Consider the following 25,668-nt stretch of genomic DNA (forward strand, 5'->3'; position numbering starts at 1 on the left):
CTCTTATGTAAGCCCTGTACAATTACATAGATTGATAGAAAGGACGATGCATGGCTGATCGCGCACTCCGTGGTACTTCCATTGGTTCAAAATCTCTTGAGACTGAAGATGGGGTTGTTTTCGCCGACCGCATTGAGGCGACCTACGTAGTTCCTCTTACCGGTGAAACTTTTACTGTCCCGTTTTCGTCTGAGGCCGAACCGCCGGCTGTGTGGGAATCTAAGACTGGCCAGCAGGCGCTTCTTCAGGGCGCATCCAAGCCAAAGGACGAAAAGCCGTCAAAGCCGCAGCGTACCCACTGGGACATGCTGCTTGAACGTCGCAGCCTTGAAGAGCTACAGGTTCTGCTAGACGAGCAATTGAAGATGTTGCACGAAGGAAGACTACGTGAAGGCGTCCACTACAGGCGACGCTAGTAAAACTTACATAATTAATGGAGGGCTTACCGCCCTCCATTAATTATTTTGCAAAGGCCCACCTGGTTACCTGCACAAGAGATTCCCAAAATATTCTGGAAGACATCTTCGAGTAACCACTGCGACGTTGCGGGAAGACAATCGGCACCTCAGCAACGCGCAAATTGGCTTTGTGTACGGCTCTAGTAAGCTCAGTCTGAAAGACATACCCGCTAGTTTGTGGTTTGAGCAGCGCGAATGCCTCGGCAGAATAAACTCTGAGGCCAGCTGTGGCATCAGCAACGGGCAGCGAAAGCATCGCCCTGATATACAGATTTCCGGCTCTTGATAGCAGTTCACGCCATTTTGGCCACCCCACTACCCTGCCACCGCGGATCCATCGCGAACCAATAACGAGTGCGGGCAGATCAGCCTGATGCGCCCGAGCAATAATTCGCTCAAGATCTTGTACACGGTGAGAACCATCGGCATCCATCTGCGCTATCAAGTCGTAATCGCGTTCAATAGCCCAGTCGAAACCAGCCCGGTAAGCGGGTGCTAGTCCCTCTTTCGTATGCCGCGAAAGCAGAAATATGCGCTCGAACGTATTGGCAAAAGCTTTCGCAATTCTTCCTGTGCCATCCGGAGAGTCATCGTCTACCACCAGCACGTCAAGAGGCAGCTTCGAAAGCTGCTCCAACAGAATGGGCAGATTCTCGGCCTCATTGTACGTAGGGACGATAACTACTTCCTTAGGCACGATTTCTCCTACTTTTTCGCGTATACACGACTGCTGCACTGATAACCCAAAGGCTAGCTGCCAGAACCATTGCTGCCAGCTGTACCCTGCCCCCGATCTTTGCGGCAGGAGTAATGTCGCTGTGAAGCGGCAACTTCGCAATCAAGGTATCCGCCGTAAAAAGCTGCGACTGCTGGGCAACGGTACCGTCTGGCAATATCAGCGCGGACACACCGTTTGTTGACACTTGGGCGGTAGCACGATGGTATTCCAAAGCCCGAAACCGGGACATTTGCAACTGTTGGGTAGATTCTGCAGAAAATCCAAATGAGGAGTTATTAGTAGGGACAGCCAGAAGTGTTCCTCCCGCGTTTATCCCCTGGCGAACTATCTGGTCGATCGCCACCTCAAAGCAAATAGCTTCGGCTAGTCTCACCGGCTTTAGTCCTTTTACATCCAGGATCGCTGGTCCCGCTCCCGGCGCCATATCAGTTTGGATGCGATCCACATCCGAGAACCAATTGCGCAGTATATTCCGAAACGGAATATATTCGCCAAAAGGAACGGGTCTCTGCTTGGTGTAGGGGGCACTGAAGGAACCATCGGGATAAGCCACATAGTGGTCGTTATAGCGCAGGCCATTCTGGTAACGGATAGCCCCAACAACGATAGGTACGCCAACGCTCCGGACTGCCTCCCCCACCATCTGTCCTGTAGTCCGATTTAACCGGGGATCCCGATCTGCCGCCTGCTCGCCCCACAGCACTAGGTCTACCGGCTCGGCAAGAGCCTTGGTCTGGGCCAGATGAGCGCCTGTAACTTTGCCTTCCTCGGCGTAGGTAGCTTCGACTGGTCGAGCAATATTGCCCTGCACAGCGCCGACTGTGAGTGTTCCCTCTGGCGAAGCCGAGGGCATGGGCACAGCAGCAGGAAAAATAATCAGGCCAATGCAAACTAGTACGGTGCCGAGACGGGCAAGAAGGGACAGTCCAGTAGAGATGGCTGTGAACGCGAGGGCGCCTATCGCGAAGGTCAGAGCACTCACCGCTACTTCCCCGCCGTACGGGGCTAGATTCGCTAGCGGAGAATCTACTTGTCCGAATGCTGCGTATCCCCATGGGAATCCGCCCCAGGGCATGTGCCCTCTAAGTTGTTCGAAGCCGGCCCAGGTGATTGCTCCAACTATCGTCTTCGATATATCTGCCTTCAACCACCGAGTAAGCCAGCAGTTACCGATTGCCCATACCGCAACGAAAACTGATTCAATCGTGGCAAGGGCGACCCAAGGGCCTATCCACCCTACCGATTTAGAAATCCACTCAATGTGAGGCAAGAAAAAAGCTAAAGACCAGGCTAAACCGGATAGTCCAGCAACAGTGGCTCCATGTTCACGAGTACACCAATACAGCGCCCCCAGTGCGAGCGGCATCAGGAACCAAGCTCCGGTAGGAGGGAATGCCAAATACATCCCAATACCGCCGCCAACTGCTAATACAAGTGCTTTGGCGTAGGTCAAGAAGCCTCGTCTTGGCTTTAATACTCGGTCCATGCCACTACCCCACGGCGAATTAGATCGGCTGCTGACTGTGCCTTGCGAGCAATGGCCGGATCGGCTACGAGACGGAGCTGGCCTAAAACATCAAGCAGGATTTTTGCCCATCGGACGAAGTCGCCAGCCGGCATCTTGTCAGTGCTATCGAGAGTAGTAGTTAGAGATGCTCCGTTTGCCCATGCTGCAATGGCTCCGGCTAGTCCGGCCGAAGACCATTCCGAGGGCGGCAAAGAATTCGCTTGTTCAGCTCGTTCGATCCGGGCCTGTTGGGCCTCAATCTTCGCCAGAGCACCGCGCAGCTGCCCGGGCAGATGGGTAAGAGGAGTAACTGCTTCAGTCCGGGTTTCATATATACAGGCACTGACGGCACCGGCCAGATTCGCAGCGCTCAGACCAGCAAATACGTCGTTTTTTAGACACTGAGCAAGCAGCAAATCGTGCTCGGAGTAGATTCCTGCCAGAACTCTGCCCTGCTCGGTTACTTCAGACTCGGAAAGGTAACCGAACTCTCTGAGAACAGCACATACTCCTGCGAAACGATCGGTTAGTGCGCCCGTTTGTTCATTCACCTTGGACAGCAGACGTTCGTATTCAGTCTTGGCGCGCACCCAGGCTCGAGACTTGGAATAGTGCTCCTCGCGCCTTGGACAACTGTTGCAAGGATGATTCTGGATCTTGCGCTTTAGCCGATCAAAATTCTGTAGCTCGGGCTCCGCCTCCCTGCGAGCCTTAAACTTGCCTGCTCGCCCATCGTGGCGAAGGCGCGAGGCTAGTTCTTTCCGGTCTCGTGGCTTACGACCTGTCAGCGAAGGGGGAATCTTCATGTGGCCGACTCTAGCTATTCCCGAAGGAACATCGTCGGCGCTAATATGCCTGATTTTGGCGTCGTCAGTAAGAGCTACCAAAGTAGGTACGCCATGATGTTTAGCACCACTTAGAATTAGCGCCGCCCGAAAGCGTTTGCCAATCTTCAACTGTGCTACGTCTCCGCGATCAAGCTCAAGAATGACCTGCCTAGTTCTAGCATGGCGAGCCCGGTTCAAAGCTTTAGCAGCAGATTTTTGCGCCCTCGACAGTTCCTGCCTAGCCAAAGCATATTCCTTGAAGTCACCCCTAGAGCAGTGCAGGTCGCCCTCGGCGGCATCCATCTGTTCTTTCCAGCTACGTGCCTTGAGCGCATTTTTTCTGGCTTTTAGATCGGACTGGAACTGGGCAAAGGATCTTTCCATAGTCGCCTTCGCGGCCTCTAGATCCATATGTTCAAGTAGTCCGACCGCCATCGAGTACGTAGGGCGGAAAGCGGAAATTAGCGGATACGTACGTTTAGAAGCCAAAGAGGCAACAATCGCAGGCTCTGCTCCGATCTGATAGGGAACTACCGCATGCCCTACAACGTCAATTCCGCGTCTTCCTGCCCGCCCGGTCAACTGCGTGTATTGCCCGGGAGTAAGCATTACATGGTCCGAGCCATTCCACTTTCTCAATTGGGTTATTACCACCGACCGTGCTGGCATGTTGATACCGAGCGCAAGGGTTTCGGTAGCAAACACGGCTCCGAGTAGGCCCTCCGAGAAGGCGAGTTCGACCGCCTCCTTCAGAGCTGGCAACAAGCCAGCATGATGCGCAGCATAGCCACTGAGTAATGCTCTGGCCCACTTGTCCAGTCCAACCACCGCATGATCCTCTGCAGGGATACGGTCCTCGACGTCCTCTACAATTTGCGCCAGCCGTCTACGCTGGTCGGGAGTAGTTATAGAGATCTTAGCCCGCAAACAATACGAGACGGCCCTATCGCAACCTGCTCTAGAGAAGATGAAAAAGATCGCTGGAAGTAGATCATGTTTCGCCAGCGTCAACATATTATCTTCCGGGAACACCCTCGGCCTACGCTCCAAAGAACGCGCAACCGCATCTGTCAAAGCAGAATTAGGACGGTTCGAGCCACGCCTGTATAAGTCGTAGAGTCGATCGCCGACCAGCATATGTTGCTTCAGCGGAATTGGTCGCTGCTCCGAAACTACTACAGCGCAGTCGCCTCTTGCCTCTTCTAGCCACTTCCCAAATTCTTCAGCGTTAGAGACGGTGGCAGAAATAGAGATGATCTGCACCTCTTCAGGCGTGTGCAGGATTACCTCTTCCCAGACAGGACCGCGGAAGCGATCAGCCAGGTAGTGTACTTCGTCAAGCACTACTACCCCGAGACCTGTCAGCGCGCGATGCCTCTGGTAAAGCATATTGCGCAGTACTTCGGTGGTCATTACTACCACGTCAGCATCGCCGTTTACTACCGTGTCTCCGGTGAGGAGGCCTACCCGATCTCGTCCCCACTTCCTACAAAAGTCGGCGAATTTCTGGTTAGACAATGCCTTGATTGGGGTTGTGTAGAAGGCCCTCTTGCCTAATGAGAGCGCACGTTCAATGCCGAATTCGCCAACAATAGTCTTGCCCGCCCCGGTAGGAGCAGCAACAAGTACTGGCCTACCAGCTTCGACTGCCTCGCAGGCGGATACCTGGAAATCGTCCAGCTCAAAGTTGAGCCCGCCCTCGAATCGACCCAACAGCGTCGACTTCCTTTCCTGCCGCTTCTTAAAGGCAAGGTACCTTTCCGCAGCAGAGGGCTCTGGTGGCAGAGTCTGCTCGGTTCGTTTTCGTCTACGCCTGTGCTTTGTCATATCCCTAATCCGTCAGGCCAATGCTATGCCATCTGTGCAGAGCCTGCTCGCTGCGGCGCGCTCTTGCCTCGCGCCTCTTCAGGCGAATCTGCATCCGGGCAACCTGACAGTCACGGATCTGGGTGCTAGTTGCGACTGCGCCAGGTGCGCAGTGACGTGGAGGGCGGGATGGCTCCGGCATCGGCACGAGCGCTTCAAATAAAGACGGAACAACAGCCAGCAACTGCCGGAACTTGCCCCACAGCCTGAGCGTAAGCAAAATTGGCACGATGATGGCAGCCAGTACCAGCAAGATCCATACAATAACCATAAATTCTGCCCTATCTGTATAAAGCTAGTGCTTTTCTTGCGCGATCGGTAGCCGCCTGCGCAAATAGCTTCTGATCTACCTCGCGGATGCCGCTGCCAAGTCGTAGCAAGAGTCGGGTAAACCACTCGACGTCCCGCACCACCAAAGATAGCTCAATTGCTCCGTCTTCATGACGGGCAAGCACCCTGGATGGGACCGTATCGCACAGCCATCCCAGCTCGCGATCTATCACCATCGTGACTTCAAGCAATGGAGGCCTCTCGACTCGCTCAGACCGATCCGTCGCGATTGGCTCGTCCAGTATTTCTAGGTCGAGTATTCGATCTAGCCGGAAACTCCGGGGTGCGTTGGCCAGTTGACACCAACCGTCAAGCTTCCACTGCCCGTAAGAGTGCTCCAATTGCCAAGGTTCTACCGTTCTTTCGGTTACTTTGTCAGCACGGTCTACATACCGCAGATGCACGTTGTTGCCCTGGTTTAGAGCCTGCTGCACCATTCCGCCTAATTGGCCAATCCTAGGGGGCGTGCGGGAAGTTGATACCTCGGCCTTTCCAAGACCAGCAGCAGAGATTTTCGCTGCAGCTCTGCGGGCGATTTCAGCAAATTCCGGTATCGGAGTTTCAGCTAGTACTGTCAGCCCCGCAAGAATCGTTGCCGCTTCAGTGGCACTAAGCGCAAGGGCACGGGTAATTCCTTGGTCGTCGTCAACATTTACTTCGTCATCCGGGTCGGAGGGAATGTCCACGACTATCGATTCCCAGTACGCTCTGGAGCCGCGGCCAACTCCTACCAGAGTAGTAAGTGTTCTGCGCATTCCTCGCACGTCAGTGTCAAATGCCTTAGCAAGCTCACGCAAGGTAGTGCCCGGGTGTGCCTGCAGATAGGCCAAAATGGATACAAAGCGCACAATGTGCTTCGAACTGGAAATACTAGGCATCATCCACCATCTTCTTAAAATGGGCAATTACCTCTTGTCGTAGCCGATTGGGAGCTAGCACCACAACGTTGGGGCCGCACTCAACCAGATCCCCCAGCCAAGCTAGGAAATCGTCCTCTTCAAGTAAGTAGTTCTGCCACCCCTCCGGGGTTCGCTCGTCAGCAGGCCGGCGCGTACCTCGCATCCGTAAAGCATGCTCACTACCGGGAGCAATAGCAACCAGTGGGGCTATCTCGAAAGCATCCACTACCGCGTCAGAAGCAGGATGCGAGATGACCGCTCCCGGCGTCGGTTCTCCAATAACCCGAGACACTCGAAACGTACGCACGCGATCACGATCGTGGTCATAGCCGAGTAGGTACCAAGCGCCATCCTTCGCACGCAACCGCCACGGATCGACGTGCCGTACTTCAGTTTCACCGCTCCCCTTGCGGTATTTGAAGCTAACCGAGCGGCCCGCTACCAGCGCCTCCATAAAGCCTGTAAGAGATTCAGTACCTGAAACATGCCACTGCGGCACGTCAATTGGAGCGGCATCGGGCACCTTCGATTCAACCTGAGAGACGTTCCAGCCGGCATCATCCGACCACATGCGGATGGCGGCCAGCACTACCGCTGCCTCCAGCGAATCCAATTTCAAATCCGAACTCGCTAAATCCACCGAATAGTAGGTCTCGTTTGTAAAAACCTCGTCCTGGCGGATTTTAAGTGCAATCCCCGCATCCACCAAGGTCTTCTTGTCACGTTCAAAAGTGCGCTCATCTGCTGGGGTATACCCCGCAACCGACTCCAAAAGTGCTGCCTTGGTTATTCCTTTAGTAGGCGCATTGACTAAGGTAACGAGCAAATTCGCTACCCGTTCAGTACCCTTCACTCTGAAATCTGTCACGTACTTACACTACCGCCTAAAATGAGCTTTATGATCTATCGAGATGGCGTGGTTGTAAACATCGTTCGTACATGGGAAGGCGCGGGCATCTTTGAAGTGGAAGTAGACTCCGCGCCTACAAATGCAACCCTGATAGGAAAAGGGCAGCGGTTACACGCACTCGCCTATGACCGCATTGTAGGGCCGGTAAAGGTAGGCGACCGTCTGCGTCTGGAATGCTCCGCCCTCGCCAAACGTCTAGGCACCGGTGGGCAGGCAAGTGTTGTCACCAACCTCTCCGCTCTTCCATCAGACTATTTGCCTAACGGCCACATGGTAAAGGCACGGTACATGCCTACCCAGGTGATGGTTTCGGCAGCCGACGAACAAGGGTCGCCAACGCATGACAAGCTCACTCGCATTGAGAATGTTCCAGTAGTGGCGGCAGACCTCCACTCACAGCTGCCCGCCATTATCTCCGGAGCGCGGGCAGCGAAGGCGGACGCAAGAATTGCGTACGTGATGACAGACGGGGCCGCCCTCCCGCTTCCTTTGTCCATGCAAGTAGCGGAGCTTGTGCGCGCAAATTGGTTATGTGGGACAGTCACCGCTGGACAGGCTTGGGGCGGCACCTACGAAGCCGTTTCTATTCCTTCAGCGCTACAGGTGGCAGCCGCTGCCCTATCTGCAGACCTGATAGTTGTCTCGCAAGGGCCGGGAAATTTGGGGGGCGACACCGAGTTCGGTTTTTCCGGAGTAGACGTAGCCTGGACCTTGACTGCGGCTGCTGTGCTGGGGGCCCGCCCGATTGCCGCGCTGCGCATCTCCGGAGCGGACAAGCGCAACCGCCATCTGGGGCTTTCTCACCATACCCACACTGTCTTAGCCGACCTTACGCAGGTGGGGGTAGACCTTCCGCTCCCCTCTTTCGCCACTCTAGACAACATGCCAGAAGGATTCGATGCCCTGGTAGCCAAGCAAGTTGCTCAGGCCTGTGCTGGCCGCCACCACATTCGCGAGGTCGACGCCAGCGGTGCCTACGAGCTCTTACAGGACTCGCCCGTTAGGCTCCGCACGATGGGCCGCAGCTTGGAAGAGGACGCAGCGATATTTGTTAGCGGTTGGGCCGCAGGCAACTACGCATTGAGCTAAAGCTCAGTGGCAGTGCCCCTCGGCCAGTGAGCGCAACGCGGAAATCTCCTTGTCAGCGTCCTCAGCACCGAACACAGCAGAACCAGCAACAAATACGTCAGCACCTGCATCGGCAGCCTGCTCAATGGTCTTCCGGGATACCCCGCCATCGACCTGGATTGATACTTGCACACCCGCAGCCGAAATAGCCTTGCGGGCCCGGCGAATTTTTGGCAGCACCTCGCTTATGAACGACTGCCCCCCAAAGCCGGGTTCCACCGTCATACACAGGATCATGTCAAAGTAGCCCAACACGTCCTGGAACTGCTCGAACGGAGTGGCAGGATTTAGCGCAAGCCCCACCTTTGCCCCTAGCTTGTGGATCTCTTTTGCCAGTCGAAGAGGCGCTGCCGCAGCCTCCGCATGGAAGGTTACCGACGCACACCCGACCTCGGCATATTGCGGCGCCCACACGTCAGGATTTTCGATCATCAGGTGGGCATCAACGGGCAAAATACCTGTTTTTACTACCGATTCCACCACCGGCAATCCCCATGTCAGATTTGGGACGAAATGGTTGTCCATCACGTCAACGTGGGCATAATCAGCATTCTTGATCTTCGCCAGCTCGCCGCGTAGGTCGGCTATATCGCAATTGAGAATTGAGGGAGAAATCGTAGTCATGTATCTAGGCTAACCTTTCTTCCGCAAAAGTGCGGCGAACATGGCATCGGTTTCATCTCTGTCAGGCCATAGCTGCAGCATTGGTCCGTTACCTAGTTCTACTCCCGAAATATCCTTTGCGACCTGGGCAGCATCAATTATTTCAATGTCGCTGCGGTCCGCTAGCACCTCTGCAATGACCAGTCGGGTTTCCCACACGTGGGGGCTGCAGGTGGCGTAACAAAGTACCCCGCCGCCGCGGAGCATTTCAAGGCCCTTACGCAGCAGTTTCCTCTGCAGCCCGGTCAACTTCGCTAGATCGGAGTTAGATTTGCGGTAGCGGGCTTCTGGCCGTCGGCGCAGCGAGCCGAGACCGGTGCAGGGGGCATCTAACAAGATCCTGTCGAAGCCCTCGCCTTCCAAGTCGAGGGCGTCTGCCACCTGCACCTGGACGTTATTGAGAGATTGAACGTTCTGCCGAACCAACTCTGCCCGGTGTGGGGTAATCTCGTTTGCCAGCAGACGTGCGCCTCGCTGTGCCGCCAACGCGCCTAGCAAACCCGCCTTTCCCCCAGGGCCAGCGCACATATCCAACCAGCGGTCGTCTGTCCCTCCGAGGGGAGCCTCGGCAAGTAAGCCAGCTACTAGTTGCGACCCCGCATCCTGCACTGCCGCGTATCCCCTCTGGATAGGTTCAAGCAGCGCGGGATCACCGTGCTGCAGAATTACTGCCCACGGTGAGATATCCGAGAAGGCAACATTGGTATTAAGCTCGTCCTCGGCAATATCGGCCAGCCTTTCCCGATCGATCAGTCCAGGACGGGCGCACAGAGTAACATACGGAGATTCATTATCCGCATACAAGATGTCTGCTAGCGCATCTGCCCTGCCTGCAGCTTTAGCCGCTTCCGCTATGGCACCCACAATCCACTCCGGGTGGGATGAACAGATCGCTAAAGCCTGCTGCTCACTTTTGCCCTGCGTTATGCGATTATCCCATTCTTCATTGTCGCGCTCGCTGACTCGGCGAAGCGCAGCATTTACCAACTTGGCTGGCCCATCAGAGGTGTGTACCCGCGCCTGGTCTACTGTTTCGGCGACTGCAGCATGTGCGGGCACACGCATATAAAGGAGCTGATAGGCACCGATGCGCAAAAGAGCCCGAACCGGTAAATCTAGCTTCGAAACCAGCCTGGAGCTAGCACTTGAAATAATCGCGTCCAGACGAGCCATCTCGCGCAACGTGCCGTAGGTAATCTCTGTTGCAAATGCAGCATCGCGCCCCTTTACCCGCTTGCGGCTCAAGACCTTCGGCAATAGCAAATTGGCATAGGCATCGCGCTCATCTACAGCACACAAGACCTCAAAAGCAGCCTCACGAGCTGGATCCAGCCTCTTAGCTTTAGCTCTATAGCTCATTTCTCCTCCATCTTTGAGGAAGCATCAAGGTGTGCTCCTCTAGCCCAAGCCGCCCCACTCATCCAAGATTTACCAGCTGGCGCAACCTGCCCAATTTCGAGCGCCTCGGTGCCGGTGCCTACGAAAAGCTGCTTTTTTGTCGCCTGGATTGCCCCCGCCGGCAAGGTCTTAGCTGTGATAGTTGGACTGGCAATTTTCATACGAGTCCCCTGATGGGTCGACCATGCCCCTGGAGTAAAGGCACGGATCTTCGCGCTTACCTCTTCAGCCGGGCGCTGCCAGTCAACTTGCTGAGCTGCCTTATTGAACATCTTCGCATAAGAGGACGTTCCTTCTTGTGGCAGAGGGGCCTCATTTCCATCGGCAATCTTAGCGAGTACGTGCCCAATCATCTGGGCTGCTTTCACATTCAAGGCTTCAAACAGTTGCGGGGTATCAGTAGAGGGGGAAATGGGGACTTCTTGCTTGTCCCAGATTGGGCCGGTGTCCAGGCCCTCTTCAATTTGGAAAATGCTTACGCCCGTTTCGCGCTCCTCCGCTTCGATAGCACGTTCCACCGGCGCTGCCCCGCGCCACTTGGGCAGCAGCGAATAATGCACGTTTATCCAGCCTTTGGGGAGCTGTGCTAGTGCTGGCGGCGGAATAATTTGCCCATACGCAACAACCACTGCCAGATCCGCATGCAATGAATCCAGCAATTGATGAGCAGCCTCATCTTTCAATGTTGCCGGTTTATACACGGGGATAGATAGTTCTTCCGCCCTCTTCGCTATTTGAGAGGGACGAAGTTTCTTCGACCGTCCTCTAGGCGCATCCGGGCGGGTGAGCACACCTACGATTTCGTGATCTTCTAGGGCGGCAACTGCCTCTAGCAATGGCAGCGCAGTATCAGGAGTTCCAGCAAAAATTAAACGCACTAAGCTAGTGTACCGACCATAGATCTGCCGGCGAGACTTGGACGCGCACTTTCTGCTTTCGAGCAGCACTACGACTGGCCTGAACGCCATTTAACGCGGTCATCAATTGCATATGTTCGCCGAGATGACTGCGTAGCAATGCACGTACCCCATTGCTTGTAGGAAGCGGCCCAAGCACCTCGTACTTTAGCTGGAGGGGAGATTCCTTCAGCTGTGCGAGCAGCTCTTCAACTGCCTCCTGACCGCCATCAACAGCAACCATCCAGTTCACGGGCGGTAAGTCCAAAGTTTTTCGCTCTTCATATTCTCTGCGGGCCCATCCGGGCCCATCCCAGCGAATAAACGCTCCGGCCAGTGCTCTATCTACAGCTCCCAGAAGAAGAGTCCTCCCCTCTGGACGCACTAACGCGGCCGCATTAAACCAGCGTCTAAGAGCCTCAGTGGGAGCCCACAGTTCTGGCCGCCCCGCCGTGGCTGCCCCATCCAGTAATACAGCCGCAAAGTAGCCCCTTTCGGCAACTGGCTCAGCACCCGGCGTCGCAACAACAAGGCGAGGCTGGGCATCTATCTCTTCTACAACCGCCCTAGCCGCCCCAGAAACAGTAACTGTAACTCCGGGAAATGCTCTGCCAAGTTCTTCGCCAACGCGACGAGCCCCAACTTTTCGAGAACGGATTCGCGCCGATCCACACTCGGGACAGTGATAGTTAGGATTCGTCTTACCGCACCAGTTACAGGACAACATTCCGGCACCAGAAAGCGAAAGCGGCCCAGAGCACTCCTGGCACCTTGCAAGTGAACCGCAATCGACGCAAGCCGTGACCGGAACGTAGCCCTCCCGAGGTGCCTGAATCAGCACTGGCCCATGCTCGAGTCCACGAGCAAGCAATTTATGTGCTGGAGGCGGAATGCGCATGTGACCGCTTGGGCCATAAGCCTCCAGTTCCTGGTCCGTTGGCGCCTCGTTGATACAGGTGTGCGACCGCAGCACTTCCCTAAGAGGAGTTACGGAAGCACACCAGCCAGACTCTAGTAGCATGTGTGCCTCGACAGAGCGAGCATATCCCCCAAGAACTAGACCGCATTGGGCAAGTGCGGCACGTTCGACGGCAATTGTGCGTGCATGCAGATAGGGACTGCGTCTGCCCTCCAAGCTATCGGACGCCTCATCCCAAATTGCTATTAGTCCAAGATCCGAAAGTGGAGCCCAGATTGCGCTTCTGGTCCCCACAACAACCTTTGTGCCTCCACTTAGGCAGACCAGGTGAGCCCTATAGCGTTGTGCATCGGAGAGCCCGGAGCCCATTCGTAGATGATCAATTCCGGCCTGCTCCAGCATTGTGGAGAAGTACTTTACCTGAGAGGCTGTAGGAAGTATCACCAGGGCAGTTCGCTTCGAGGCAAGCGTCGAGGCAACGAGCGCTATGTATTGACCAACCCAGCCCTGTTCGCCCGACGGGGGCATCCCCATTACCAATGCTCTAGGAGACTGCCCAGCTTGCAGACGAGAACACAGCGCCTTGCCACTATCGGTACCGGCAAAAACGTCGCTACGAATCTGCAGATCGGGAAAGTCCGCTTCGTTAGGCACAAAGCTACCTTCAGTACGCGCATGTCGCTTAGGAATAGCCTCAGCTAGGATCCCGGCAATGGAACCGCAGTATTTGCGGCTCAGCCGTACCGCTAACTCGTAAATACTGTCTGTCAGTAGTGGTTGAGTTGAAACTACCGAGCGAATACGTGCCAGCCTGCCTGGATGCTCTGTGGTGCTACCACGAGATATTACCCAGCCATTGTGCCGGCTCCCCGCCATATTGACGCGGACCAGGCCACCGACCTTCGCATTGCGTGTCTTCGCATCCAGCACATAATCCAGAGGACGGTTGAGGTGCGGCACCGATAGATCCACTAAAACTGACACCACAGGATTTTCTACCCCGGGCACTGTTACAGTGCGCGGGGTAGGGTCCGGCAGTGCCAGAAGCGCATCTTGGATCATGTCTTAATTAAAGCTTCTGCCACAGACAGATGAAACTATAGGGCAGCCTTCAGTTCCTCGATCTTATTCGTCTTCTCCCAGCTGAACTCACTACGCCCGAAGTGGCCGTAGGAGGAGGTGGCCTTGAATACAGGTTCTTTCAACGACAGAGCATCGATAATGGCCGCCGGCCGCAGATCGAATACGGTAGACACTGCCTTCTGCAGTGCCTCTTCCGGAACTGTAGCAGTACCGAAAGTATCTACCCACAAACCTACCGGACGAGCTTTTCCGATTGCGTAAGCAACCTGAATTTCACAGCGCGAGGCAAGCTTTGCCGCAACAACATTCTTTGCCACCCACCGGAGTGCATATGCGGCGGAGCGGTCTACTTTGGAAGCGTCCTTGCCAGAGAAGGCGCCTCCCCCGTGCCGTGCGTACCCCCCGTAGGTGTCAACGATAATCTTTCTGCCAGTCAGGCCTGCATCGCCCATGGGGCCGCCTACCGTGAATAGGCCGGCGGGATTCACAAAGACGGAATCCGAATCGGGCATAGACCATCCCAGCTCAGCCAACGTCGGCTCAATAACTGTCTCGACAATTGCAGGACGCAACTTGGCAAGGGCGAGATCCGGCGAATGCTGGCTGGAAACCACTACAGTATCCAGCCCTACAGGGGTGTCGCCCTCATAAGCAACAGTGACCTGGGTCTTCCCGTCCGGACGAAGCCCCTCGACGATGTTCTCTTTGCGAACCTGAGCCAGTCGCTTGGCCAGCTTATGGGCTAGCCAAATCGGTGCCGGCATCAAATCAGGTGTCTCGTCGCACGCATACCCAAACATGAGGCCCTGGTCACCAGCGCCCTGCACGTCGTACGCGTCGTAATCGCCACTCAGGTCGTCTCGAACTTCCCACGACTTCTCTACACCCGCCTGAATATCCGGGCTTTGCTGATCAATTGAGGTCAGCACCCCGCAAGAGTTGCCATCGAAACCAACCTCGGAAGAGGTGTAACCAATGGAAGAAACTTCTCCGCGCACAATCTGCGGAATCTCGACGTAGGCGTCAGTGGTAATCTCGCCTGCTACGTGAACCTGGCCAGTAGTTGCCAAGGTTTCGACAGCCAGATGCGCATTGGGATCCTGTTCTAAGACAGCGTCCAAAATCGCGTCAGAAATCCGGTCACATACCTTATCGGGGTGGCCTTCGGTAACAGATTCAGAAGTAAACAGACGGTTCATAGATCTTCTCTCCCAACTTGCGGGACTTTCTAGCACTTAGAAGCTAGAGTACTAATTTCCTCAACAACGGCGCGGGCAACAACATCTTTTGGACCCTGTGCACTGCCAAGCTGTTGACCTTTGGCATCGACGAGCGTAATAGTCGTGTCAACGTCGCCAAATCCGGCGGTATCTCCGACCTGATTGATAACAAGCAGATCAGCCCCCTTGCGGCGGGCCTTCTCTTTTCCTAGCTGTGCCACCTCTGTAGGAGTACCAGTCTCTGCAGCAAAGCCAACCACCAGCTGGCCAGGTCGCCTATTCTGCGCCAATTCAGCCAAAATATCTGGATTCTTAGTCAGTTCCAGCACCATGGTGTCAGCTGGCGTCTTCTTGATTTTCCCGGCGGATACTGTCTTCGGAGTAAAATCAGCGACCGCGGCGCACTGCACTAGAATGTCACACTCAGCCTGTGCCGCGAGCATTGCCTCCTCGAGCTCGGCTGTGCTAGCGACAGACACGACTCGCGTGCCAGCGGGGACTATCGCGTCTTCGACGTTTGCTCCGACAAAGGTTACTTCAGCGCCGGCGGCAGCAAGCTCACTAGCAATAGAAGCGCCCATGCGCCCGGAGGATCGATTTCCAATCCACCGCACAGGATCGAGCGGCTCGCGAGTCCCACCAGCAGACACGGCAGCCTTATATCCTCGCAGCGACTGCTTCCGCAGCGCCGCTTTGAGGTGGAACAAGATTGTGGCTTCATCCGGCAAACGTCCTCGGCCCGAGTCGCCGGAGGATAGATCTCCTTGCGCGGGAGTAACGACGCGAACGCCACGTGTCCGCAATGTATCCACGTTAGTCTGCGTGGCAGGGTGCTCCCACATCTGCGTGTGCATAGCAGGAACCACTACCAGCGGACACGTTAGTGCTAGCAAAGTGGTGCTCAGTAGATCGTCCGCTATACCGCAAGCCATCTTTGCGAGTACGTTGGCTGTTGCAGGCACGACCAGGGCAACATCTGCCTTCCTGGCAGCCTCAATATGGTCAACGTGCTGAGCATCTTCAAAAACGCCCGTCCGCACAGGCTCTCCGGTAAGAGCTTCCCAGGTGGCCTTTCCCACCATCTGCAAAGCATCAGCAGTAGGAATAACACGGACATGCCAGCCGGCCTTGATAAGAGCTCTTACAACACCGACTGCCTTATAGGCCGCGATCCCTCCGGTTACTCCTACAAGCGCATTTGCCATGGACTATTCCTTGTCGGTTCCCTGCTCCATAGACAGCAAGCCCTCATTGATCTCGCGGAGCGCGGTACCGAGCGGCTTGTCCTCAGGAGAAACCTCAACTAGAGGCCCGGGGGTAGAGATCATCCCGTCCGCTACCTGCTGGTTGTAAGTGTTGATCTGACGGGCACGCTTTGCTGCGTACACAACCAATGCATACTTGGAATCTACCCTCTCGAGCAGATCGTCGATTGGAGGATTCGTAATTCCTTCGGGATGTGCGACAATTCCGGACATTTGATTCCTTTCCTTCAACTGCCCTATTTTATGCCAGGCCCATAACGGAGGCCAGCTTAGAAACTGCGGTATTTACCTCATCATTTACGATTTGAACGTCGAATTCGTCAGCAGCTGCAAGCTCCACTTTTGCGGTCTGCAGTCTTCTAGTCTGCTCTAATTCATCTTCAGTTCCTCGTCCGCGCAATCGCGACACAAGCTCCTCCCACGAAGGTGGAAGCAGGAAGACTAACTGAGCATCGGGGCGCTTCTGCCGAATCTGCCGAGCACCGGCCAAGTCGATCTCGACTAGCACCGCCCTACCCTCAGACAAGGCGTTATCTACCGGTTCGGCTGGAGTTCCGTAGCAGTGCGCCCCGTGCACCTGCGCCCATTCAAGCATCTTCCCATCGCGCACTAACTGGTCAAAGCGATGTTGATTGACAAAATAGTAGTCCTTGCCGTCCTCTTCACCAGGACGAGGATTGCGAGTAGTAGCTGAGATAGAAACATAAAGGTTTGGGTAAAGCTCCCTCAACCTTGCCACTACTGTCCCTTTACCCACCGCCGTGGGACCTGCAAGTACCGTAAGTTTCGCGCTCATAGATACAATCATGCCTTACTTGGGCGCCGCTCCCAAATAGTCGCTTAAATCCGTAAGGGGGCACAGACCAAGTCTGCGCCCCCCTTACGAAAGTACTGAGCTAGCCGAAGCGGCGAATCAGCTCCTGAGCCTGGTGAACTCCCAGACCGCGAATACGTCGCGACTGAGCGATCCCAATCTCCTCCATAATGTTCTGGGCGGTGGTCGAGCCTACGCGGGGCAGAGACTCCAGAAGGGTAACAACCTTCATCTTGCCGAGTGCTTCATCCTCTTTGGCATCCTTGAGCACCTTCGACAAGGTGGTCTGATGCTTCTTCAGAGCTACCTTAACTTCAGCGCGGACGCGACGAGCTTCAGCAGCCTTTTCCAGAGCAGCAGCACGCTGTTCGGCTGTTAGTGGAGGCAGAGCCATAAAAACCTCTCTAATTGAATTAGTTGTACAGACGCGCAAAATCTTACGATATTGCTGGACTAACGCAAAAGCTCGCCCAGCACCTATCCCATACATGACTATTCGAAAAGTTGCGTGCGGAAGCTTTGTATAGCCTTCACCAGGTCGGCCTTGTCGGGCCCGTTCATTAAAATTGAGCGAGAGGCCGAAGCGAGCACATTCTCCTGCACTCCCTTGAAAACACTTGCCAATTCTTGCTTTCCGGCCCCCTGCGCTCCAAATCCAGGTGAGAGGATTGAAACCTTAGCATTAGATAAATTAATGTTCAGTTTCTTGAGTACATCACCGATAGTTGCGCCCGCAACTATCCCGATGGGTCCCATGTGACTATTGCCACAGGCGGAATTGTTTACTTCAGCTGCGTGTTCGACTACATATTTGGCCACAGAATAGCCATTTGCAGTAGTTGCTTGCTGAACCTCTGGCCCCTCCGGATTAGACGTAAGTCCCAGTACATACAGGCCTTTGCCATTTTCAATTGCAAGGTCTACGGCAGGGCGTAAAGAGCCAAATCCGAGATATGGGCTAACGGTAATTGCATCTGCTTCCAGTGGCGCACCTTTAGCAAGGTAAGCCCTTGCATATGCGGCCATAGTCGAACCAATATCGCCACGCTTTACGTCCAATATAGACACGAGTCCGGCGTCGCGGGCAGCTTGCAAGATCTTCTCCAGAGCTGCAATTCCCGCGCTGCCGTAGCATTCGAACAGAGCAGATTGCGGTTTCACTGCCGCAGCGTTTTCCGCCGCGGCCTCAACCGTTCGAAGCCCAAACTCGAGTGCGCCTTTCGCTGAGTTCTCGAGGCCCCAGCGCTCCAGTAGGTTCTGATGCGGATCAATGCCCACGCACACCTGCCCATATTCGCGCATGCGGGCGGCGAGCTTTTTAGCGTAGTTCACTTGTTCCTCCTAGCAATGCGATCGGCAGCGTACTCCTGCAAGGATGCAACCTGGAAGTCTGCAGGATCGATCGACAGCGCACGAACGTAGGCCGTTAGCTGCTGCATAGTGGTGATAATCGGCTTACCCGCACTAGTGGTGGCTGTGCGAATGTCGTAGCCATCCGCGCGCGAGCCCTGAGATCCTGGAGTGTTCACTACAATCGCAATCTTCGAATCGTGAATCATATCCACGATTGTGGGTTCGCCGTCTTCGCCACGGCCATCCGATGCCTTGCGCACTACCTCACAATCGATACCGTTGCGAGCGAGAACCGCAGCAGTCCCCTTAGTAGCACATAGTTCGAAGCCCATTTCGGATAGCTGCAGCGCGGGAAGCACCAGCGCCCTCTTATCCCGGTCGGCTACCGAAATAAACAATTTGCCAGAGCTCGGAACCTCGCCAGCAACAGCTAGCAAAGATTTCGCAAAAGCAATCGGGAAGTTCTTATCGAATCCCATCACCTCACCAGTAGAACGCATCTCCGGGCCAAGGATTGTGTCGACAACCTTGCCTTCGTAATCCAAGAACCTCTTGAATGGAAGCACGGCTTCCTTGACTGCCGTAGGATCGCCCGGAACCATCTCTGTGGCGTCCTTTGCCGGCAGCATTCCTTCTTCCTTCAGCTGCGCAATCGTCCTTCCGATCATTACTCGGGCAGCTGCCTTAGCCAAGGAGACGCCGGTAGCCTTGGAAACGAACGGGACGGTACGCGAGGCACGCGGATTAGCTTCGATTACGTAGAGCACGCCAGATAGCAGAGCAAACTGAATGTTGATCAGGCCACGCACACCTACGCCTGCAGCAATAGCTTCGGTAGCTTTGCGAATCTGCCGAATGCGGGCCTGGGACAAAGTCATTGGCGGAATCACACATGAGGAGTCGCCCGAGTGAACCCCGGCCTCTTCGACGTGTTCCATGACGCCGCCAAGGAATAGTTCGGTGCCATCGTAGAGAGCATCCACGTCAATTTCGATCGCGTCATCCAGGAAACGGTCGATCAGCAGTGGCCCTTGGCCAGCGCCTTCGGCTGCGATACCAGAAGATTCTAGATACTCATTTAGAGCCTTCTCGTCATAGATGATAGCCATACCACGACCGCCTAGGACGAACGAAGGACGTACCAGCACCGGGTAGCCAACCTCCAAAGCGGCGCTGCGGGCTTCTTCGACGGTGTGGGCAGTACCGTGCGCAGGAGCATCGAGTCCGGCCCGATCCAATACTCCCCCGAAAATCTCGCGATCTTCAGCAGCATCGATTGCCTTTGGAGAAGTACCAATAATTGGCACTCCAGCCTTCTCTAGCTTTGCTGCCAGGGAGAGCGGAGTCTGCCCACCGAGCTGAACGATCATCCCGGCAACAGGACCGGCCTGACATTCGGCACGGTAAATTTCGAGGACGTGCTCGAAGGTAAGCGGTTCAAAGTACAGCCGAGAAGAAATGTCGTAGTCAGTGGACACCGTTTCCGGATTGCAGTTGACCATGATGGTGTCATAGTCCTTTGCCAGTTCCATGGTCGCGTGCACACAGGAGTAGTCGAACTCAATGCCCTGACCGATGCGGTTGGGACCGGAGCCCAAGATAATGATTGCTTCCCGATCGCGCGGGGCCACCTCATTCTCGAAATCGTAAGTCGAGTAGTGATAGGGGGTGTCCGCAGCAAATTCAGCAGCACAGGTGTCGACGGTTTTGTACACCGGGTACAGCCCGTAGGCATGTCGAACCTCGCGAACTGTGTCTTCGGTCAGTCCCCTAATCTCTGCTATCTGCAGATCAGTGAAACCGTGCCGTTTAGCCTCGGTCATGATCTGCTTGTCCAAAGCATCGGCCTTCTCGATTGCAGTTGCAATTTCGTTGATCAGGACAACCTGATCAACGAACCACGGGTCAATCTGGGTTGCCTCAACTATCTGCTCGGCGCTAGCACCTGCCCAGATAGCCTGCTGAACCTGCACCATCCGGTGCTCGGTCGGAACTTTGATCTGCTCGAGCAACTCAGCTAGTTCTTCCGCCGAGGGCGCGGTGCCCTTCCAGGTGAAACGAGTGCCCTTCTTGTCAATGGAGTTCATTGCTTTCTGCAGAGCTTCGGCATAGTTACGGCCAATTGCCATCGCCTCGCCCACAGACTTCATAGAAGTGGTCAGACGCGGATCTGCAGCAGGGAACTTTTCAAAAGCAAAGCGCGGCACCTTCACCACGACGTAGTCGAGTGTCGGTTCGAAAGATGCGGGAGTAGAGCCGGTGATGTCGTTGGGAATCTCGTCTAACGTGTAGCCCACCGCCAGCCTGGCTGCCATCTTCGCGATCGGGAAACCAGTTGCCTTGGATGCAAGCGCTGAGGACCTAGAAACTCGCGGGTTCATCTCGATTACAATTACGCGGCCGGTCTTCGGATCCACGGCAAACTGAATGTTACAGCCGCCGGTATCTACCCCGACCTCGCGAATGACGGCGATACCGATGTCGCGCAGATTCTGCAGTTCCCTATCAGTCAGGGTGAGTGCAGGTGCAACAGTGATCGAGTCACCAGTATGGATGCCCACCGGATCGACGTTCTCGATAGAGCAGACCACAACTACGTTGTCTGCCTTGTCGCGCATCAGTTCTAGCTCGTATTCCTTCCAGCCCAGGATGGACTCTTCCAGCAATACTTCGTTCGTAATTGAATCGTGCAGGCCTTCTCCGGCAATCCGGTCCAGATCCTCACGGTTGTACGCGAAACCACTGCCCAGTCCGCCCATGGTGAAGGAGGGCCTCACTACCAGCGGATAGCCCAATTTCTCGGCGGCTTCGTGGCATTCTTCCAATGAGTGCGCAATGTAGGAGCGAGCTACTTCAGCCCCGCAGCGCTCAACCACGGCTTTGAACTCATCACGATCCTCGCCAGCATTGATGGCCTCAGCGCTAGCACCGATAAGTTCCACTCCGAACTCATCGAGTATTCCTTCGTTCTTGAGGGCGATCGCCGCATTTAGTGCAGTCTGCCCCCCCAAGGTCGGCAGCAATGCGTCCGGACGCTCCTTATCGATGATGCGGCGCAAAGACTGCGTGGTTAGCGGCTCAATGTAAGTCGCATCCGCCATCTCTGGATCAGTCATGATGGTTGCCGGGTTCGAGTTGACCAGCACAACTCGCAGACCTTCCTCGCGCAGTACGCGACATGCCTGCGTCCCCGAATAGTCGAACTCGCAAGCCTGACCTATGACAATGGGGCCAGAACCAATAACTAGAACAGATTCAATGTCATTGCGGCGAGGCATTTACTTGGACTCCTTATTGTCTTCAATCATGGTCAGGAAACGATCAAACAGATGCTCAGCATCGTGAGGACCGGCGGCTGCTTCCGGGTGGTATTGCACAGAGAAGGCGGGAATATCCAGGGCTTTCAGCCCCTCTACTACCCCGTCGTTTAACCCCAGGTGGGAAACCTCCACCCTGCCGTAACGGCCATCGTCATATGGGGCCACCGATACTTCGTCTACGGGCGCATCTACCGCAAAACCGTGATTGTGGGCCGTGATCTCTACTCGACCGGTAGCCCGGTCTAGCACCGGCTGGTTTACCCCTCGGTGCCCATAAGTGAGCTTGTAAGTGCCATATCCGAGTGCCCGCCCAAGAATCTGATTGCCAAAGCAAATGCCGAAGAACGGAATCTTCCGATCCAACACTGCCCGCAGCAGTTCTACCTCGTGCTCAGAGGTGGATGGGTCACCCGGGCCATTGGAGAAGAACACCCCGTCCGGCTCGATTTCAAGAATGTCGGCAAGCGTGGCCGACTGTGGGAGGACGTGTACCTCGATGCCGCGAGCTGCCATTTGTTCTGGGGTGCGCGACTTAATTCCAAGGTCCAAGGCGGCCACCTTAGCCACCGGGGTCTTCCCCTCGTATTCGCCAGTAGGCGCTACTACATAGGCTTCCTTGGTAGTTACTGCCCCAGCAAGAGCAGCCCCTGCCATGGCAGGCTGTTCACAAACGATTGACACCAGGTTGGCCAGTGCAGCCTCAGTTAGGTTCTCGGCTCCAGCTGGAAGCGCATCCCCAGAGAAGATGCCCGCCTTCAGCGCACCCTTTTCCCGCAAGTGCCGGGTCAGAGCCCGCGTGTCGACCTCGCAGATACCGACAATGGACTGCTCTTTGAGTGCATCTTCCAAAGCGCCTTCAGAACGCCAATTTGAGGTAATGCGCGAGCCCTCGCGTACAGCGTAGCCTGCGACCCAAATACGCTTAGATTCGTTATCTGTCTGGTTTACGCCAGTGTTGCCAATATGCGGAGCAGTCTGAATAACGATCTGCCCATAGTAAGAAGGATCGGTCAGGGTTTCCTGGTAACCGGTCATACCGGTAGCAAAAACAGCCTCGCCTAGCGCGCGACCAGTTGCTCCGTATACCTTTCCGGGAAGATAGAAGCCGTCCTCGAAAACGATTATCGCGAGATCGCGAAACATAAGTGTCCTCTCGGGTGGGTTAGCCACCGTTAGTTGAAGTTGACTAGTTTTCCATCGCGGACGGTCATCTTGCCGCGATATAGCGTGTATTTGATTTGTCCAGGAAGCTCTCGGCCTACGAAGGGGGTGTTCGTAGACATGGACTTCTGCGAGCTCGGATCTACCTTGCGCACGATGGTCGGATCTACCAAGGTGACGTTTGCAAAAAAACCGCTCGCAATGTCCTGGCCCTGATCGGCTACTCGACCGATCTTTGCAGGAGTCTTGGACAGAACCTGGGCGACCTGCCCCCAAGTAAGCCTGCCGGTGTTCACCATCGTGTCGATAACTACGGGTAAAGCAGTTTCCAATCCGGTCATCCCAAAGGCACCGGACTGCCAATCACAGTCCTTGTCCTCGATCGGGTGTGGGGCGTGATCGGTACCCACAATGTCGATGGTTCCGTCTTCGAGGCCGGCGCGCACCGCCTCCACATCAGCTGCGGAACGCAACGGCGGGTTCACCTTGTACAGCGGGTCGTAGCTGCGGGCCTCCTCCTCTGTCAAGTACAGGTGGTGGGGCGTCACTTCAGCAGTTACGTTGATTCCCCTCTCCTTGGCCCATCGCACCAGTTCAACCGAACGCGCCGTGGACAGGTGGCATACGTGCAACCGAGACTTTGTAAGTTCAGCTAGCATTACGTCGCGGGCAATAATAGATTCTTCAGCAACTCCAGGCCAGCCTTTGAGGCCCAGTTCGTCAGAGAGAGCCGATTCGTTCATCTGGGCGCCCTCAGTGAGCTCTGGATCCTGGGCATGCTGAGCCACAACGCCATCGTAGGCACGCACGTATTCCAAAGCGTGCCGCATAAGCAGTGCATCATGTACACACTTGCCATCGTCAGAGAACACCCGAACCTTCGACTTGCAGGTCGCCATCGCGCCGAGGGCGGCCATGTGCTCCCCGCGCAGCCCCGCAGACACTGCCCCGACGGGACGTACCTGTACGTACCCGGCTTCGTCTCCCAATGCCTGCACCTGTTCGACAACCGGTGCGTCGTCGGCGACCGGGGTGGTGTTTGCCATGGCGTGTACGCAGGTGTACCCGCCCATGGCCGCAGCCTGGCTTCCAGTGCGCACCGTCTCAAAGTTTTCCTGACCGGGTTCGCGCAGATGAGTATGAAGATCAACCAGGCCTGGCAGCGCGATCAAACCCGAACCATCAATTCTTTCCGGATCTTCTAGATAGCTTGCTGCATCTGGACCTACCGCGACGATTTTTTCGTCCTTGATCGCAATATCTGCGACCTGTTCGCCCTCTATATTTGCGCCTGAAATAAGAATTTCGCTCATTTTACTTTTCCTTCGCTAGCAGCAGGTAGAGAGCTGCCATTCGCACTGACACACCATTTGCAACCTGTTCCACGATTACAGACTTGTCTGAGTCAGCTGCTTCCGCACAAATCTCCAAGCCTCGGTTCATAGGACCGGGGTGCATGACAATGGTCTTTTCGGGGAGCGCCTCGAAACGTTCCCGGTTCAGGCTGTAGAGCCTCCGATATTCCACCGGGGACGGGAAGTATCCGCCGCCGGCGGAGGACATCCGTTCCCGTTGAATACGCAGCATCATTACCGCGTCTGGAGCCGATTTCAGGGCCTCGTCGAAATCATAAGTAACCTCGCACGGCCAGGTCTCGATTCCATAGGGAACCAAGGTTGGGGGTGCGACCAAAGTTACCTTGGCACCGAGTAGATGCAATAGATCTACGTCCGAGCGGGCCACCCGCGAATGTTGGATGTCGCCGACAATGACTACGTGAGCACCGGCGATGTCAGAACCGGCAGGGGCAGGTTTTCCCTGTGCACGGAAGTGCCGGCGCAATGTCATCGCGTCCAGTAGTGCCTGTGTCGGGTGCTGATGGGTACCGTCGCCAGCATTCAGAACCGGCAGTCCGATCCAGCCCGCATGGGCTAGCCGGTGAGCGGCGCCAGAATGGTTGTGCCGCACAACTATGGCATCGGCTCCCATTGCCGAAAGAGTTAGGGCGGTGTCTTTTAGCGATTCGCCCTTCGAGACTGAGGAACCTTTCGCGGAAAAGTTAATCACGTCAGCCGACAGTCTCTTTTCGGCGGCTTCAAAAGACTGCCTAGTCCTGGTGGAGTCCTCGAAGAATAGGTTCACTACTGTCTTCCCGCGCAGGGTGGGTAGCTTCTTTACTGCCCTGGACTGAGTCGCTGCCATGGTTTCGGCAGTGTCCAGGATTTCGATAGCTTCGGCTCGGCTCAAATCTTTGATCGATATTAGATGATCCATATTATTTTTCCTGCTCGATTAAAACGGCGTCTTCTCCGTCGATTTCCATGGTGCGAACTACGATCGATTCCTCTTTCGAGGAGGGAAGATTCTTTCCTACGTAATCGGCCCTGATCGGAAGTTCTCTGTGTCCCCTATCCACCAGTACAGCAAGCCTCACAACGGAGGGACGTCCAATGTCTACGAGGGCGTCCAGCGCGGCTCGAATGGTTCGCCCCGAGTACAGAACGTCGTCTACTAACACCACTGTCTTGCCATCAATGCCAGAGTCAGGAATTGACGTCGGGTGGGGGTTTCGCACCGGGTTCTCGGATAGGTCGTCGCGGTACATGGTCGTATCGATGATGCCGAGTGATACGGGAGCACCTTCACGCTCAAGAACCTTGTAGATGCGATTTGCAAGAGGCACCCCGCCAGTGGGAATGCCGAGCAGAACGATCTCGGAGGCATCCTGGTTGCGCTCCAAAATCTCGTATGAAATGCGTTTTAGCGAGCGGGATATATCCTCCCGCGACAGGACTTTTTTAGCCCCTGGGGTAGCGTGCGCCACACCCGCCTCCTTCTCCGCCTCACAGGACGGTCATTAAAGGGTTTGGACACCCCAAGTTTAGCGTCCGAGGGCGGCCCTGTCACTTACG

Annotated in this window: 23 protein-coding genes; 2 read left to right on the forward strand and 21 right to left on the reverse strand. The window is 55.4% G+C overall.

Features of this window, described 5'->3' with window-relative positions; genetic code table 11:
* Positions 1–50 precede the first annotated feature (50 nt).
* Positions 51–416, forward strand: coding sequence for an RNA polymerase-binding protein RbpA (locus AC1EKG_RS00430; RefSeq protein WP_004805258.1), 366 nt, complete (start codon positions 51–53; stop codon positions 414–416).
* A gap of 43 nt (positions 417–459) precedes the next feature.
* On the opposite strand, the gene AC1EKG_RS00435 is transcribed toward AC1EKG_RS00430, so the two are convergent.
* Genes AC1EKG_RS00435 through AC1EKG_RS00460 form a run of 6 tightly spaced genes read right to left on the reverse strand, consistent with a single transcriptional unit; the run spans position 460 to position 7,494 of the window.
* Positions 460–1,155: a polyprenol monophosphomannose synthase gene (locus tag AC1EKG_RS00435; protein ID WP_004805257.1), complete on the reverse strand. Its 696-nt coding sequence runs from the start codon at positions 1,153–1,155 to the stop codon at positions 460–462.
* A complete protein-coding gene (gene lnt / locus AC1EKG_RS00440) occupies positions 1,148–2,683 on the reverse strand; it encodes an apolipoprotein N-acyltransferase (RefSeq protein WP_081499145.1) in 1,536 nt (511 codons plus the stop codon). Before lnt ends, AC1EKG_RS00435 begins: the two co-directional genes overlap by 8 nt.
* Positions 2,668–5,358 (reverse strand): DEAD/DEAH box helicase, encoded by a 2,691-nt coding sequence (locus AC1EKG_RS00445; protein WP_065420879.1) that lies wholly within the window; start codon positions 5,356–5,358, stop codon positions 2,668–2,670. The genes lnt and AC1EKG_RS00445 overlap by 16 nt, the downstream gene beginning before the upstream one ends.
* A 4-nt stretch (positions 5,359–5,362) precedes the next feature.
* Positions 5,363–5,668 carry a hypothetical protein gene (locus AC1EKG_RS00450; protein ID WP_004805252.1) on the reverse strand — a complete coding sequence of 102 codons (306 nt, stop codon included), beginning with the start codon at positions 5,666–5,668 and terminating at the stop codon, positions 5,363–5,365.
* A 10-nt stretch (positions 5,669–5,678) separates the two neighbouring features.
* On the reverse strand, positions 5,679–6,608 hold the full coding sequence (locus AC1EKG_RS00455) for a helix-turn-helix transcriptional regulator (RefSeq protein WP_040314671.1): 930 nt from the start codon (positions 6,606–6,608) through the stop codon (positions 5,679–5,681).
* A complete protein-coding gene (locus AC1EKG_RS00460; protein ID WP_004805248.1) occupies positions 6,598–7,494 on the reverse strand; it encodes a helix-turn-helix transcriptional regulator in 897 nt (298 codons plus the stop codon). The genes AC1EKG_RS00455 and AC1EKG_RS00460 overlap by 11 nt, the downstream gene beginning before the upstream one ends.
* Positions 7,495–7,524: 30 nt before the next feature.
* Between AC1EKG_RS00460 and AC1EKG_RS00465 the strand changes: the two genes are divergently transcribed.
* On the forward strand, positions 7,525–8,625 hold the full coding sequence (locus AC1EKG_RS00465; RefSeq protein ID WP_004805245.1) for a DUF3866 family protein: 1,101 nt from the start codon (positions 7,525–7,527) through the stop codon (positions 8,623–8,625).
* 3 nt (positions 8,626–8,628) lie between these two features.
* On the opposite strand, the gene rpe is transcribed toward AC1EKG_RS00465, so the two are convergent.
* The 15 genes from rpe to pyrR form a co-directional block, all read right to left on the reverse strand.
* Positions 8,629–9,288: a ribulose-phosphate 3-epimerase gene (rpe, locus tag AC1EKG_RS00470; RefSeq protein WP_048707317.1), complete on the reverse strand. Its 660-nt coding sequence runs from the start codon at positions 9,286–9,288 to the stop codon at positions 8,629–8,631.
* A 9-nt stretch (positions 9,289–9,297) separates the two neighbouring features.
* A complete protein-coding gene (locus AC1EKG_RS00475; protein WP_070424981.1) occupies positions 9,298–10,686 on the reverse strand; it encodes an RsmB/NOP family class I SAM-dependent RNA methyltransferase in 1,389 nt (462 codons plus the stop codon).
* On the reverse strand, positions 10,683–11,603 hold the full coding sequence (gene fmt, locus AC1EKG_RS00480; protein ID WP_481067701.1) for a methionyl-tRNA formyltransferase: 921 nt from the start codon (positions 11,601–11,603) through the stop codon (positions 10,683–10,685). The genes AC1EKG_RS00475 and fmt overlap by 4 nt, the downstream gene beginning before the upstream one ends.
* A 4-nt stretch (positions 11,604–11,607) precedes the next feature.
* Positions 11,608–13,602 (reverse strand): primosomal protein N' family DNA-binding protein, encoded by a 1,995-nt coding sequence (locus AC1EKG_RS00485; RefSeq protein WP_004805237.1) that lies wholly within the window; start codon positions 13,600–13,602, stop codon positions 11,608–11,610.
* A gap of 35 nt (positions 13,603–13,637) precedes the next feature.
* Positions 13,638–14,822 carry a methionine adenosyltransferase gene (gene metK / locus AC1EKG_RS00490; RefSeq protein ID WP_004805234.1) on the reverse strand — a complete coding sequence of 395 codons (1,185 nt, stop codon included), beginning with the start codon at positions 14,820–14,822 and terminating at the stop codon, positions 13,638–13,640.
* A 29-nt stretch (positions 14,823–14,851) separates the two neighbouring features.
* Entirely contained in the window at positions 14,852–16,048 is a 1,197-nt protein-coding gene (coaBC, locus tag AC1EKG_RS00495) for a bifunctional phosphopantothenoylcysteine decarboxylase/phosphopantothenate--cysteine ligase CoaBC (protein WP_004805233.1), read from the reverse strand.
* Between the two features lie 3 nt (positions 16,049–16,051).
* Complete coding sequence (gene rpoZ / locus AC1EKG_RS00500; RefSeq protein WP_004805231.1) at positions 16,052–16,321, reverse strand: DNA-directed RNA polymerase subunit omega; 270 nt, start codon at positions 16,319–16,321, stop codon at positions 16,052–16,054.
* 28 nt (positions 16,322–16,349) lie between these two features.
* A complete protein-coding gene (gene gmk, locus AC1EKG_RS00505) occupies positions 16,350–16,904 on the reverse strand; it encodes a guanylate kinase (protein ID WP_004805229.1) in 555 nt (184 codons plus the stop codon).
* A 100-nt stretch (positions 16,905–17,004) separates the two neighbouring features.
* Positions 17,005–17,316 (reverse strand): integration host factor, actinobacterial type, encoded by a 312-nt coding sequence (mihF, locus tag AC1EKG_RS00510; RefSeq protein ID WP_004805226.1) that lies wholly within the window; start codon positions 17,314–17,316, stop codon positions 17,005–17,007.
* Positions 17,317–17,414: 98 nt separating this feature from the next.
* The gene (gene pyrF / locus AC1EKG_RS00515; RefSeq protein ID WP_004805223.1) at positions 17,415–18,254 is read right to left on the reverse strand and encodes an orotidine-5'-phosphate decarboxylase; all 840 of its coding nucleotides are present in this window, start codon (positions 18,252–18,254) and stop codon (positions 17,415–17,417) included.
* Positions 18,251–21,553 (reverse strand): carbamoyl-phosphate synthase large subunit, encoded by a 3,303-nt coding sequence (carB, locus tag AC1EKG_RS00520; protein ID WP_004805222.1) that lies wholly within the window; start codon positions 21,551–21,553, stop codon positions 18,251–18,253. The genes pyrF and carB overlap by 4 nt, the downstream gene beginning before the upstream one ends.
* A complete protein-coding gene (gene carA / locus AC1EKG_RS00525) occupies positions 21,554–22,738 on the reverse strand; it encodes a glutamine-hydrolyzing carbamoyl-phosphate synthase small subunit (protein ID WP_004805220.1) in 1,185 nt (394 codons plus the stop codon). It abuts the gene before it with no gap.
* 29 nt (positions 22,739–22,767) lie between these two features.
* Positions 22,768–24,069 carry a dihydroorotase gene (locus AC1EKG_RS00530; RefSeq protein WP_481067702.1) on the reverse strand — a complete coding sequence of 434 codons (1,302 nt, stop codon included), beginning with the start codon at positions 24,067–24,069 and terminating at the stop codon, positions 22,768–22,770.
* 1 nt (position 24,070) lies between these two features.
* On the reverse strand, positions 24,071–25,030 hold the full coding sequence (locus tag AC1EKG_RS00535) for an aspartate carbamoyltransferase catalytic subunit (protein WP_004805218.1): 960 nt from the start codon (positions 25,028–25,030) through the stop codon (positions 24,071–24,073).
* A 1-nt stretch (position 25,031) separates the two neighbouring features.
* Positions 25,032–25,580: a bifunctional pyr operon transcriptional regulator/uracil phosphoribosyltransferase PyrR gene (gene pyrR, locus AC1EKG_RS00540; protein WP_004805215.1), complete on the reverse strand. Its 549-nt coding sequence runs from the start codon at positions 25,578–25,580 to the stop codon at positions 25,032–25,034.
* Positions 25,581–25,668 lie beyond the last annotated feature (88 nt).

It is taken from the genome of Winkia sp. C0117E2 (assembly GCF_056590455.1).